Source organism: Thiohalophilus sp., from assembly GCF_034521165.1.
In the GTDB taxonomy this organism is placed as follows: Bacteria; Pseudomonadota; Gammaproteobacteria; order UBA6429; family Thiohalophilaceae; genus Thiohalophilus.
Genome location: NZ_JAXHMV010000008.1, coordinates 685094 through 698522 on the forward strand (window position 1 = coordinate 685094; position 13429 = coordinate 698522).

Genomic DNA, 13429 nt, shown 5'->3' on the forward strand with positions numbered 1-13429 from the left:
GTGTCAGCGGGTAAACTGAATCGAGTCCATTACTTTATCGACTTTGCTACGGCTTGCCTCATCCGTATAGGTTTGAATAAAGGATATGGCATAGCCGTCGGTGATCATGGCGTGATAGCGCTGGGCGATATCGAATGTGCCTACGTGTAACGAGGCATCCATATAGCCTGCCGGTTTGCCGCCGATCGTAGAGGACTGGCACTCTCCGTCGAACTCGTATTTTAACTGACCCTGCTGAAGAACCTGTTTCACCGCTTCAACGTAATCGCAGGGTTCTTTGATGCCGGGGTACAACTTGATGTTCTCGGCTACAGACAGGACATTCGGGTTCATTTTGCCGGGTGTGCCGGGCGGATATTCGAAAAAGCCGAACAGCGGCAGAGAACTTTCCATTGCCGCCTCGATCAGCTTTTGCATGTTTTTATCGTCACCGGAGAGTACCTTGTTGCCCTGCTGTTGCAACAGGATGGTTTCCTCGGCGCTCTGTGCGTACCAGTCGGCGGGTTTTTCCACCTCGAGGCCAAAGAAGCCGTTAACGTAGGTATTGCCGCTGGTGTTAATCGTGATCGGCGAGTCCGAATCGGACTCGGTGCAGCCGAAAGAGACCAGCGCGGCCAGAATGATAACGAGAATGGATTTATTCAATGTGATGTCCTCTGTTCAGGGTTATCAGGCAGGTCGAAAGCGGGGCAGTCAGTCGACGCTGAATGTTTATCGCAGGTAATCAGGCTTTGATCTTCGTACGTAAACTCTGAGCCGCATCCGGAGTATCGGGGTAAACCGCTCCTTCGGCATCCTGTGTCGGGTTGAAATTACCCATAATCTTAGCAGGGTGGAGGGAGATTTTTGAGCCGTTATGGGCAATAGTCCTTTCTCAATGTCGCTGGAATTAACGCAGAGGACGCAAAGGCGCAAAGAACGCAAAGATAAAGTTTTCTCAACAGACCAATTTCATCCCCCAGGAAGGGAGAGGGCCAGAGCTTGTTCCGCATTTCTTGCGGGGAAAAGGAGAATATCCATTGAGCTTTTACAAATATTAAAGCCCTGCGGAGGAAATGCATTCAAGTTTAATGATGAAATTTACGTCATATCCCCCGGCTTTTTGTCGGAGTGTCCAAGATCTTTGTCAGGCGCGAGGCGATCGCGCACTAGCTACTTTAACTCCTTGCAGAGCGGAGCAACCAGCAACACTGGGTGCAGTAGAGGATTTTGATGTGGTTTTCCATGAGTCGCACTGAACAAGAGGAAGGGTTTGATTATAGGTGGTAGTGCAAGTGCCGCTTGTTTGTCGGAAAATCTATTGCCAAATAAGAGGTGACAAGCGTCATCTAGCGAGGTCAAAGAAAGAGTGGGGATGAATAAATTGTTGAAGACATGAGAGGATTAATTGATCTATTCTTTAATCAGAAAAAGAAAAATTCAGCCGACTAACAAGCGTCTTATAGTCTATACCGAGAATCCTGGCTGCTTCGCTTTTGTTGCCGCCGACCTGTTCAAGAATAACTTGTGCGTAACGTGCCTCCATTTCACGCATGCTTATCCCCAGGGGTGCTTCAAATCCATTAGACGATGTTGTAATGGGCCGAGTTGTCTGGAAAACGCGCTCAAGATGTTCTGCGCTGATGATTTGCTTCGGCCCTGCAAAAATTATAGCACGCTCGATTACGTTTTGTAGTTCGCGTACATTCCCTGGCCATTGGTGATGTTCGAGGATATCCATAGCAGATTGACTTAAATTAGCGGTTGTTTTCTGGTGTAGGCGTGAAAAACGCTCAACAAACTTTTTTGCCAGTTCTCTAATGTCGCCTGGTCTTTCTCGCAATGGTGGAAGTCGGATAGGAATTACATTGATCCGATGATACAAATCCATGCGAAATTGTCCAGCTAGGACGGCCTCTTCCAATTCTTCATTAGTGGCGCAAATCAATCTAAAATTAACTGCGATATCCCTTGTCGAGCCTACAGGCCGAACAACACGTTCCTGAAGCATGCGTAATAACTTAACTTGCATTGTGCGTCCCATAGAATTGATTTCGTCTAGAAATAAAATGCCGCCGTTAGCTGCTTCAATTAGCCCCTTTTTATTGCTAGTAGCACCAGTGAATGCACCTTGTGCATGCCCAAACAACTCAGATTCTGCCAACTCATCCACAATTGTTGCTGCATTGACTGCCACGAAAGGGCCTTTACCGGCATGCAGCGCCCTTGCTATCAACTCTTTTCCGGTGCCAGTTTCTCCTTCTATAAGAACGTTCGCGTCTACATCACGAGCAATGGATACTGTTCGACGTATATCAGAGATAGATTCAGTTGTACCTAATATATCAATTAAATACGGATCAGAAGTTTCGTGTGCATCAGTTTTTCCAAGACGATGCTGTATAGTCTGATGATTTACGATTTTTCTTAGAGTTGAATCTATGACATCTATGTTAAACGGTTTAGAGACAAATTCAAACGCGCCTGCTTTTACAGCTTGAACAGCATTTTCCAGAGAAGAGTACGCACTAACAACAATGGTTAATACATTATGGTTAGAGTGTTGAAGAAAATCAATAAGTGCAAATCCGTCCTTTTCAGGCATAACCAGATCTGTAAAAACGACGTCGAGAGGATGTTCGAGACGATGCTCAATAAATTGATTAACGTCGGTGTGTTCGCTCACGTTATTGACTCCTAGTTCGCGCAAAACCCTAGAAAGGGTGGACGCGACAGCTGGATCGTCATCAACGACAGCTACAGACAATGTTGAGTAGGCCTCTTCTATTGATAGTTTTGGTACTGCCTCGGCCATTAGGACCTCCAGTCTATTCTGTGCGCAATATGATAGTCAGTATGGAGCGGGAAGAGCCGCAAATTGATCATCATATTTATGTATAGCTGTTGGCAAATATATGGATATCTCGCCTAACTCCGGATTGGTGATTCTTATTGTACCACCCAGTGCGTGAGTGATAGATAAAGCATTGGGCAGACCCATTCCGGATCCATCAGGTCTTGTGGAAAAGAAAAGCTCGAAAATATCTTCCTCTTGTCCGGATGGGAATCCAATGCCGTTATCTCTAATGCTGATGATTGTGTATTCAGCTTCTTCGTGGCAAGTATAGAAGACAGTGTTGTTATTATTAGACTGTAATGCATTGTCAGTGAGATTGTCGAGTACCTGCCAAAGATAATATTTATTTCCTGTTGCAAGCAAAGCTTTTGGAGATGCAGTGAATTGATATTTGAAATCAGGTGCATGTTGTTTCCGCCTTATGAGATACTCCTCACAGTTCTTATTTAATTCAATAACATTACGTTCTATATTTCGTGGTTTGGAAAATGCAACCAGATTTTCTGCAATCTGGAGACAGCGGCTTGACTGTTGATATATTGTGTCCATGTCTGCGCCAAAAGGATTGTCGTTTCCATATCTGCGACGTGAAATATCAGCGACAGAGCGGATTACACTGATCGGGTTGTTGATGTCATGAGCCACTCTTGTTGCGAGCCTGCCGGCGGCGGCAAGTCTACGCTCCTGGTCAAGACTTCGTTCCAGGCTGCGTAATCTAGATAAGTCGATAACCATATGATTAAAGCTTTCTGCAAGTTCAACTGCTTCATTGCAGCCTTTTATCTCGATTGATTGAGAGAAATCACCTTGGCCCACTTGTCGTAGCGCTATCTGTAATCGCTTAAAGGGTTTGCTTTCACGGTGACTAATGAAAAGAAAAATGAGGAACAACAATAAAGATGAGACGGCAATTGCAGACGCCACATAAACTTTTGAATGTAAACCGGGTGGGACTACTGTGTTCTTAGATGAGATTGAAACTTGCAAGGGGCTTCCGTCGACAGTATGGACTTTTAATAGAGCAGCTTCCGGGTTAGTGTCATCTCTAGTCTCTTTAGGCTCGATTTTTAGGCCAACACCGAGCAAATCATCTGCGGCTATTCTATCATCAAGTAGACGTGAAAATTGCAGTACAAACATTGTGTCGGATCCAATGTTAATCGGGGCAGTGGATATGACCCATAGTTGTCTGCCTAGATTAACAAGTCCAGACCGGATAGAGCGCGGTGTCTCCATCGGGAAATTACTTAAATGCAATGCCATATTCCCAATTATATTCTCATTCGCTGCTACCAAACCTCCGTCATTGTTCCATACAGTAACTGAGTCGAGATTGTATAGAGATGCTGTACGCGTTACAAAAGATTGTATTCTCTGGCGCGAGACCTGGATATGATCAAGTTCCAACAAAGTATTTCTTAATGTGCGATTGTGGGTTGCCAATCGTGCGTATTTAGAAAGTTCCTGAACCTGTCTGTCTATATAGCTCTCAATTCGTGTAGATTGTTGTTTTAACTCGCTCGCGTGAATAGCATGAAAATCACGAGTAAGAAAATAGTCCAGACTATAAAGCATAGAGGTGGCCGACAAAGCAACAATCAGAATTGCGCTTATGGCTAGCCGTGAACTAAGTGAACCCCAGATAGGACACTGCCGTTTTTTTATACTGGGATCGTTCAGGGAGGAGCGTTTATCAGAGCTATGTTGCACAAGTACACCTATGCTGCAAATCTTTTTTGATTAAATTCTGCTTGAATCATTATTAGAATAAATCTTTAGCATTCCAATCATGAAGATAAATATATTGTAGCTGCCATAATAATATAATTTCATGTTTGAGTGTCTAGCTGGACAGTGCAGGGTTCTAGTGGTGCGGACATTAGAGATGCAGTTTTCAATTTATGTGAGGTGAGAAAGTAAACTACACCAATTTTATATTTACATGACTGTTTATGAAAGGCAAGCACAGTATCTCTATGATTGATATTGCTCGAACTAAGAGCCATTCAGAGACAATTTCATCCAGCAAGTTATTGGTAAATTTCCATGCAATACTTTGAGTATTGGAAATATTCCTGAACTGAAAGCCTATTTTCAAGATATGAAGGATGATCCTGGACGAAAAATCAATAACTTAGGAAAGTTATTCTTGTGGCATATCTCTTGCAGAATCAGTTGCATCCTTGCTGGATCAATGAATAAAAACATTATGAGGGGGCTATTTATGAGATTACTAAAGCTCATTTTCTTGGGTGGGGCGCTTATCAGTCTCGCTGCGGTTGCTGATCAGAAAGATCAACCTGGTCAGTACCATCCAGGCAAAGAAAAAGCTATATCAGGCGTTGAGAACGATATCACTGGCACATATAAGAACTGGAAAGACCGTAAGGCTATCGAAAAGTCGATTGCTAACGGTATGGAGTCCCAGTATATCAATTACAAAGATGTACGCTGGCTTAAGCGTGATGAATTTAATGGTGAATTATTGCGCGAGGAGGCAAGAGAACTCTATGCGAGAACAGGAAAGACCGGTAAAAGCTGCGCGTCCTGCCATGGAAGTAATGGAGAAGAGCTGCGAGGAGTAGCAGCAAAGTATCCTACTTTTGATAAAGAATATGACAGGGTTATACCTCTGACTACGCGTATTAGGAACTGCAGTGAAAAATATGTTGGCGCGGAGATGCCTGAAGATTCAGGCGATAATACTTTGATGACTTGGTATGTAACAGATAAAAGTGATGGGGTGCCTATTGATATTGAAGTAGACACGCCCGGTCCGGTTCAGGATGCTTTTTACCGTGGTAGAGATTTGTTCTTCAAACGTGTAGGCCAATTTAATTTCGCCTGTGCCTCGTGCCATACGCCGCCGACAGTTTTGAAGCAGCTTCGAGGTATGCGTCCATCTACTCCATATGGAGATGCCGTATCATATCCGATATGGGAGTTTCCAGCTCATCCAGAGCGTCATTATCTTCTTACGATGCAATTACAGATTAAAGCCTGTCAAGCAGCTGCTCGTATGAAGACGTCTCATGAAGGAAGTCTTGAGTACACTGATATGGAGGTTTTTATCAAGTCTTTGTCAAACGGCTATGAGATTAACTCCCTTTCCAGCTATTACGGTGAAACCTTGGACTAAATTCAAGTAACAATAACTAATTAAATGGTGAAGATATGAAAATTACAATTCGAGACGGCTTTGTTGTGTTAGCTATTGCATCTGCTATATATCCTGCTATGAGCGTAGCAGATAATAGTAACTATGTCTCATTTCCAATGGCATATATGACTCTTCCTGATACGTCTGAACCGACTGCGAATATGCATGTTTTGATTGAGCCAACCTACAGGAATAGTGATTCTAATAATGTATATGACCTTGATAATGATTTTAGTTTTGATCGTTTGAGGCTTGGTGTATATGGAAGTTTTAGTGAAAAAGTAGATTATTTCCTTACTACGGAAATGGCGCCTAATGCAATAACGAATGAGACAGGTGGTGGAGCCAAGGCCTTTATTGCACATATGACATTTAAGGATGTGATGGGGGCAGCAAATATTGCTGCAGGGTCGATGGCTGTTCCTATGGGGCACTCTTTTTTCGTGCCGAGTTGGGAGTCCCCCTGGATCAACTATGCTGATATTGAATACAACCTTTATGGTTGTGGAAGTATTAATTGTTATGCCGAATTCGATTCAGGTAAGAACTTCTATACTAATATATGGAAGCCTGGTGTTATGGTTTTCGATCAGGTTGAGTTGAGTAACGGGGGATCCCTGACTTATACGGCAGGACTTTATAATACCTCTGGAACGGAGATGACAGACAATCGTGTCAAGCAAAAGGATTTCAACGGAAGTATTGAGTATCATCATGGCGATTTTCTTTTTGTATATGGAACGCGTATTGGTGCATCAGAAGACGTGACGGCCTGGAGTAGCGAAAGAGATCGTACGCGGCATGCCTTGACCTTTATGTACAATGACTTCCGTAAAGATAAATGGTGGTTGTGGGGTGAATATATGCGTGGGACAGATGAGCAGGCTGCCGGTGTCGATGATGTAACAGCAGATGGATATTTTGCAGCTTTAGGATTTAAGTTTGCGCCTCGCTGGGAACTTATGCTTCGACATTCAGAGTTTGACCGAAATGTGGACGTTGGTGGTGATGATCGCCAGTGTAGAAACTTTCGGAATTACTTACACTGGCAATAATGGGAATACGATTTCAGCTCCAGCAGGACTTTGTTGATGACGAGGATAGTAACTATACCGGTGCAATCTATCCAGAAGATACAACTTTTTTCCGTATTTCTATGCCGTTTTTCAAGAGTCTTTGAAAATAATTAATTAAGCAAGTCAGGAGGCTTACTCATGACCAGAAGAAACCATAAAACAGGTTGGGTATCTGAAGGAGCGTTAATTACGCTCAGTATGATTTGGTTATCATTTTTCTCAGCCACTACCGCCTTTGCAGCTGACGGGGGAGAGCGTGATCTTTCGGTTTTCCCTTGTCACAGCTATTCTGAGGATTGTGGAAAATTACCTCCTCCTCCTATCGAACAGGTAGAGTGGAGTGGAGAATTGGGTGACGTAGAAGATGGACGTGAGATTGCTTTTTCCACGCCATTAGGTAATTGCCTGGCGTGCCATCAGATCAACGGTGGTGATCAAGGAGGTACAATCGGTCCGAGCCTGGTGGATTATGCCAAACGCGATCTGCCATATGAATATACATATCAACGGATTTATGACACGCGAGTCTATAATCCCGATGCGCATATGCCACCATTCGGACCTAATGATATACTCACAGATCAGCAGATTCGCGATGTGATGGCTTTCCTCTATTCTCTGGACTGAGGTTTCCAGGAAGATATAAAGATAAATGGGTTGGTGAAAATACTAATTAAAATTAACATTATTTTTCACTGAACCCATTTATTTCTTTTTATCGGAGTGTCCAAGATCTTTGTCAGGCGCGAGGCGATCGCGCACCAGCTGTTTCAACTCCTTGATCTCGGGAAAGCGCCCGGCCTCCTGGCGTGACCAGACCAGCTCATCGTTGATCCATATCTGAAAAATCCCGCCCTGGCCGGGTTTTAGCGTCAGTTCGCTGATCTCTTCGTCAAACGTGGTCAACAACTCCTGTGCCATCCATGCGGAGCGGAGCAACCAGCGGCACTGGGTGCAGTAGACGATTTTGATGTGATGTTCCATGAATCACCTCGCCGGATTTCGAGATTCAGGACAGTCCTAATCAGTTTAACGAGGAAATATGTTCAACGACCTTGTCCTGGACCTGAATGAGCTGTTCGACCATCTTATTTTCTTCGCGCAGGTCGCCGAGTGCTTCGATTAATCCGGCCTGTATTGCCTGAAACAGTTTTATGACGTCGGACTTGTCCACGTCACCGTCACTGAGTTTGCAGACCCAGACATCGGCGCCGGTGGCGGAAGTTTCCATCATCCGGTCAAGATTCAGCTCATCATTCGCGAAATATTTTCTGATTAACCGGTCGCCCCCTTGCAGCATGAATGAGACGGTCGAAAGCGCTTCGTTGACCTCGCCGTGAGTCTCGCCTGCTGCTGAAGTATAGACGTCCCCGACAGTTTCCAGCAGGTCTGACCATGCACTCTGGTCCTTGCCGCTCACCATGATGGCCGCCATCGGTGTTGTTACCAGCAGCTTGAAGCTGGGGGCGCTCATTTTTTCCGAATTGATAGGGCTGTTTGTCTCTTCCATTTTATCCTTCTTCAATCATCTGGCGTTTTCAATAGGATGAAAGTGCCGAGTTGTTTTAGTTTACCCGTTAGTTTTGGGACAAATCGAGGTATATATTATCAGGATGGGATGGGGATGAAAATGTTCGCCCTGCGGGCGGGCTTTTTTCTTTTATTCCCTCTCCCCTCAGGGGAGAGGGGATTAAAAGGCTAGACCTTCGGGCGAGCTGTATTTTGAAAGCAGGCTCTCGTGGCTCATATTTTATTCCCTCCCCTCCAAGGGGAGGGCCAGGGAGGGGTGATCAAGCATCCAGTCCTCTCTAAATGTACGCCCTGCGGGCGAGCTGAATCTTGAAAGCGCTGACCCGCCAGCGCGCCTCGGGTTCATCTGACGAAGGCCGTCCATGGCCTTCGCACTTCGTGCAGCCTCCGGCTGTCCAAATTCGTTCCCAACGAATTTGTCTTTGTCACGCGACAAAGAAACAGAACCAAAGAAAACGCGCCCGAAAGACGCCGCCGGTTCAGCCATTTCCAATGGCTGAACCGGTTCCCTGCGCTTCTCGCTCCGGTCGGGCTCGCCAGACGGCACATCCCTGTGCCGACTGGCGAGTGGCAGGCATCCCTGCCGCCACCCTTTGGGCTGATCCTCCCTCCACTGCGATGCTCGGCGTCGTCTAACGGGATTAAAAACAGTCTAGAGAGGGAAGGGGGACTAAAGGCTTTGACCCAAATGCTACTTACTTAAGTCCGGAACCGCCGTCATCCCGGCGCAGGCCAGGATTCAGACTGCTTTATGGTGGCAGCCCTCCTGGATTTCGGCCTGCGCCGGAATGACGAAAATCCTGAAACTCGTCTTAAGTAAGTACAATTCGGCTTTGACCCCTTTAGTTGGGTGAAGCTCTCCCTTTCCGGTTGCGGTTGACGCTCAAGGCGCCTGATCAATCCGCCAATCCGTCGTCACCTTTGTACCGGACCTGAGCGTTTGAAATACGACGCAGCAGTGCTCGGCACTGGTCATTAACACCTTGAGTGTTCGCTCGTCTGTGCCGGCGGGCACCTCCAGGAACACGTCGCAGTGCATGTGTTGAAAGCTCACCGGAACTGTCGTGTCCACCATCAACGCACCGCGAACATCGGCCCGCGCCGTGGTTGTAACCTCGCTATCGATAATCGCCACTTCAAGTCGCTCGGCGATCATGCGCAACGTTGAATGCAGACATGCCGCCAGCGCCGCACTGAGATAGTCGCCGGGATTAGGCGCGTCGTGGTCTCCGCCTACCGCGCGGTGGATACCGTATTGCTGACGGGCACCATCGCTGTTGGCGAGTTCGATCTCTCCATGCACCGGATCGTTGCTCTGGCCGGCCCGAGCCCGTGCGCGGTCGGTAATCCAGCCATCCGCAGGCACTTCAAGATAGTGACGGTGCAGGAGCTCCTGACGTTTGACGATAGATACTTCTTGTACTGCAGACATGATTGCGACTCCTCTGCTGATTTACTTGCCGTGAAATCAGCATAAGGAGCGGAGACAACCCACACATGAGGCAAGTGTCCCGGATACTGTCTGTGAGTTGGGGAAAAACGGGACGGATGTCCCGCAAAGGTTTTAATCCATGCCAAAGCCGGCATTTCGGCCTTCGACAGCCAGTTCCGTGCGATTCGAGACGGCCAGCTTGCCACAAATATTACTAACGTGGTTGCGTACGGTTTTCGGTGCCAGCGATAGCGCATGGGCAATTGAAGCATTCGATCGCCCGCGAGCGACATGGTCCAGGACCTCACATTCACGGCGGGTAAGCTCATGAAATTGTGCGGCCATGACCACATCTTCGTGCGGGTCAGCAGCGAGGAATCGACGCATCTCTTCGATAAACGTGCGCCATCCCGGATCTTGAGGTTGCAGGATATGGTTTCGGCCTTCGAGCGGCAGAAAACGGCAATGGGGAATGCGCCCGGCCAGGTCGCGCCCGGACTCGAACGGTACCATGGTGTCGGCTTTGACATGCGCCGCCAGAGTCGGTGTGCGCAGCTGCGGAAGCTGATCGCGGATATCGATTTCATGGAATCCGCGCCAGAGCCTTGCCGCGGTCGCCCGATCTGCTGTCAAGCGCTGCAAATCATCCCACCAAGTGATCTGATCCGTCGCATCGGAGGGAGACAATAGGCGGGCGAACACTTCCCGGAAGGCTCCGGTTTTCCGTCCCCAGCCTATCTCGATCATGCGCGCCAGCGTCTCTGCCTCCTCCACACGATAGCCGGACATCCCTTTAGTGAATGCGCCATGGGTATAGGCATTGTAAAGCACAAGGTGACTGACGCGCTCAGGATGTCGCAACGCGTAGACTACAGCTATGGCTGCCCCCTGACAGACTCCCAATATCGGAAATCGCCGCCAGCCCAGGCTGTTAACCACTGCCTCGGTATCGCGCACCCAAGCTTCCAGTGTCTGCCCATTGACGACTCGGTCGGACAAACCAGAGCCGCGAATGTCAAAGCGCGCCAACGTGTTGTCACGCGTTAACTCACGCAGCCAGTGATTCCACACCGGACTATCCCAGTCGTGCTCAATGTGCGTCATCCAGCCACCGACGCGCAGCAGCGGCCTGCCCTGCCCGGCCGTTGCGTAGGCGATACGCACGTCATCACTGGTGGTGCAAAAGCCTATCCGCTGTCTCATAAGCTTGCGCCGGTTGCCCCCTTGCTCTTTATAACCGATTGGATGCCTTATACAGCATTGAGGCAATTATTCTAATAGAGCCTTTGTGTCCCATACTGCATAACAGTGATTGAGACAGAATCTGTCTTGTTCAGGATATAGGCAGATTCTGTCTATAAAAATTATTGTTAAATTAGCAATTTAACCCTGATCGTAGCAGCACTTCCCCGGATTTTCGAGGTAGGTAGGGGTTCGTAGTCTGGTATCAGAGTTACCCCTGATCCAACTAGTGAGCTCTTGAGTCCCGTTAGACGACGCCGAGCATCGCAGTGGAAGGAGGATTAGCCCGCAGGGTGGCGGCAGGGATGCCGCCACTCGCCAGTCGGCACAGGGACGTGCCGTCTGGCGAGCCCGACTGGAGCGAGAAGCGCAGGGAACCCGCTGCGCAATGTTGTTTATTGCGTAGCGGGCGAGTCTTTCGGGCGCGGTTTCTTTGGTTCGTTTCTTTATCGCGTAATAAAGACAAATTCGTCGGGAACGAATTTGGGCAGCCGGAGGCTGCACGAAGTGCGAAGGCCATGGATGGCCTTCGTCAGATGAACTCGCCGCGCGGGCGCGAGAGCCCGCTTTCAAAATCACAGGCGCCCTGAGGGCGAGCATTTTATAGAGGCTGGATGCTTGATCACCCCACCCTAACCCTCCCCTGGAAGGGGAGGGGATCTTACCTGACATGCCGACTATTTCGCCTTGCCTGCTTTTGTCGCTTCTTTTACCTCATTCAACTTCCCGCTTTTGACATCGTAGATATATCCGTAGATCGGAATATCGTCCGGTACCAGGGGGTGGTGGCGGATGCGTTGTACGTCCTCGACCACGCTTTGTTCGTTGTCGGGGATGGTCAGCCAGTCGATGTAGTTGCCTTCGGTGGAGCCGGGGCCGTTGCCGGAGTCGTGCCAGCCGGTTTCATCGACGCTGGCGGTTTTCAGGCTGCTGGCGAGCAGGCCGCGCATGATGTCGTCGGTGAAGGTTTCCATGCCGCAGTCGGTGTGGTGGATGACGAACCATTCGCGGGTGCCGAGCAGTTTGTAGGAGATCACCAGCGAGCGGATGGCGTCGTCGCTGGCGCGACCGCCGGCGTTGCGGATCACGTGGGCGTCGCCTTCGGCCAGGCCGGCGTATTTGGCCGGATCGAGGCGCGCGTCCATGCAGGTGAGAATCGCGAAGTGGCGTCCGGGTGGCATGGGCAGGTTGGCCTTGTCGCCGAAATCGGCGGCGTATTGTTCGTTGGCGGCCAAAACTTCATCGTGAATTTGTGACATGGCGGCGTCCTCCAGTGTTTTGTGTTCTTGGGGAAGGGATCAATAAGCCTAGCAGGTTGTGGGGGTTTTGCGAGCAACGCGCTGCGCGCCGCGCGCGGCGCGAGGGCCGGAGGGACGAGTTACGAGGGACGAGGAAAATCAAAACCCTGACCCCAAACCCGCAGAGCGGCTCTGCCATAACAAATCTTTCTTACCAGTAATATCTCGCCTCAGGAACATCAACAACACTCGCGATTGTTTTCCTCGTCCCTCGTAACTCGTCCCTCGGCCCTTTATCTATGCGTGCCAGGGCCCGCCCCGTTTATCTTCTTAACGTCACCGTCCAGCTGTGCGCTTCTTGCGTCGGCTGGAATGCTTTGCTGCAGGTTGTTTGTGGGCTAGCGTATACGCATCGAGCAACCGGCGTATCATCTTCTGGTATTGGGTGTGATGTTTTTCCGCCTCATGCTTGAAGAATTCGACGCTTTCCCTGCTTAAAGCAATTGTCACTTTTACCGTATCCTCCTTGAACACAAGCTCTTCTGGAGCAGGGAGGAAATCCGGCACGACTTTTACCGGGCCGAGAGGCTCGTCAGTGTATTTGGTTTTCTCGCTCATAAATCTGCTTACCTTTGCGCCAATAGCCAGCTCCAATAATTCGGATGAGACCATGGCGGTATGTAAATCGGACAGTCAGGATGCCATCTCCGACTTTCCCAAAACAGTAATACCGTTTTTCACCGTGACTGTGGGACGTGTCCTCCGCAATAACGCGGCCCGGATCAGTGAAAGCGATCTGCGCTTCTGAGAACGAAACGCCGTGTTTCACCTGATTGACAAGATCCTTCTCCGGATCCCATTCAAAGCTTTCCCTGCTGATGAGAAAACCCTAGCAGTCTTTCGGCCGGGTGTCCA

Annotated in this window: 13 protein-coding genes; 3 read left to right on the forward strand and 10 right to left on the reverse strand. The window is 48.6% G+C overall.

Going from position 1 to position 13429, the window contains the following annotated elements; translation table 11 throughout:
• Nucleotides 1-3: 3 nt before the first annotated feature.
• From U5K34_RS08055 to U5K34_RS08065, 3 genes are all read right to left on the reverse strand, one after another.
• Nucleotides 4-645, reverse strand: coding sequence for a hypothetical protein (locus tag U5K34_RS08055; RefSeq protein WP_322567869.1), 642 nt, complete (start codon nucleotides 643-645; stop codon nucleotides 4-6).
• Nucleotides 646-1399: 754 nt separating this feature from the next.
• The gene (locus U5K34_RS08060) at nucleotides 1400-2794 is read right to left on the reverse strand and encodes a sigma-54 dependent transcriptional regulator (RefSeq protein ID WP_322567870.1); all 1395 of its coding nucleotides are present in this window, start codon (nucleotides 2792-2794) and stop codon (nucleotides 1400-1402) included.
• Between the two features lie 36 nt (nucleotides 2795-2830).
• Entirely contained in the window at nucleotides 2831-4411 is a 1581-nt protein-coding gene (locus U5K34_RS08065) for a HAMP domain-containing sensor histidine kinase (protein ID WP_322567871.1), read from the reverse strand.
• A gap of 481 nt (nucleotides 4412-4892) precedes the next feature.
• Here U5K34_RS08065 and soxA point away from each other — a divergent pair, with 481 nt between their 5' ends.
• The 3 genes from soxA (at nucleotide 4893) to soxX (ending at nucleotide 7699) form a co-directional block, all read left to right on the forward strand.
• A complete protein-coding gene (soxA, locus tag U5K34_RS08070; RefSeq protein ID WP_322567872.1) occupies nucleotides 4893-5975 on the forward strand; it encodes a sulfur oxidation c-type cytochrome SoxA in 1083 nt (360 codons plus the stop codon).
• A gap of 35 nt (nucleotides 5976-6010) precedes the next feature.
• Entirely contained in the window at nucleotides 6011-7051 is a 1041-nt protein-coding gene (locus tag U5K34_RS08075) for a porin (RefSeq protein ID WP_322567873.1), read from the forward strand.
• 159 nt (nucleotides 7052-7210) lie between these two features.
• Nucleotides 7211-7699, forward strand: a complete 489-nt coding sequence (soxX, locus tag U5K34_RS08080; protein ID WP_322567874.1) for a sulfur oxidation c-type cytochrome SoxX — start codon at nucleotides 7211-7213, stop codon at nucleotides 7697-7699.
• Between the two features lie 78 nt (nucleotides 7700-7777).
• Here the strand turns inward: soxX and U5K34_RS08085 are convergent, their stop codons facing one another.
• The 7 genes from U5K34_RS08085 to U5K34_RS16110 form a co-directional block, all read right to left on the reverse strand.
• On the reverse strand, nucleotides 7778-8056 hold the full coding sequence (locus tag U5K34_RS08085) for a SelT/SelW/SelH family protein (protein ID WP_322567875.1): 279 nt from the start codon (nucleotides 8054-8056) through the stop codon (nucleotides 7778-7780).
• A 40-nt stretch (nucleotides 8057-8096) separates the two neighbouring features.
• Nucleotides 8097-8582 carry a hypothetical protein gene (locus U5K34_RS08090; protein ID WP_322567876.1) on the reverse strand — a complete coding sequence of 162 codons (486 nt, stop codon included), beginning with the start codon at nucleotides 8580-8582 and terminating at the stop codon, nucleotides 8097-8099.
• A 903-nt stretch (nucleotides 8583-9485) separates the two neighbouring features.
• Nucleotides 9486-10034 (reverse strand): OsmC family protein, encoded by a 549-nt coding sequence (locus tag U5K34_RS08095; protein ID WP_322567877.1) that lies wholly within the window; start codon nucleotides 10032-10034, stop codon nucleotides 9486-9488.
• A gap of 132 nt (nucleotides 10035-10166) precedes the next feature.
• Nucleotides 10167-11237: an alpha/beta fold hydrolase gene (locus U5K34_RS08100; protein ID WP_322567878.1), complete on the reverse strand. Its 1071-nt coding sequence runs from the start codon at nucleotides 11235-11237 to the stop codon at nucleotides 10167-10169.
• Between the two features lie 716 nt (nucleotides 11238-11953).
• Nucleotides 11954-12535: a carbonic anhydrase gene (locus tag U5K34_RS08105; protein ID WP_322567879.1), complete on the reverse strand. Its 582-nt coding sequence runs from the start codon at nucleotides 12533-12535 to the stop codon at nucleotides 11954-11956.
• 315 nt (nucleotides 12536-12850) lie between these two features.
• Complete coding sequence (locus U5K34_RS08110; protein ID WP_322567880.1) at nucleotides 12851-13132, reverse strand: hypothetical protein; 282 nt, start codon at nucleotides 13130-13132, stop codon at nucleotides 12851-12853.
• Nucleotides 13107-13394, reverse strand: a complete 288-nt coding sequence (locus U5K34_RS16110) for a BrnT family toxin (protein ID WP_416224065.1) — start codon at nucleotides 13392-13394, stop codon at nucleotides 13107-13109. The genes U5K34_RS08110 and U5K34_RS16110 overlap by 26 nt, the downstream gene beginning before the upstream one ends.
• Nucleotides 13395-13429: the final 35 nt, after the last annotated feature.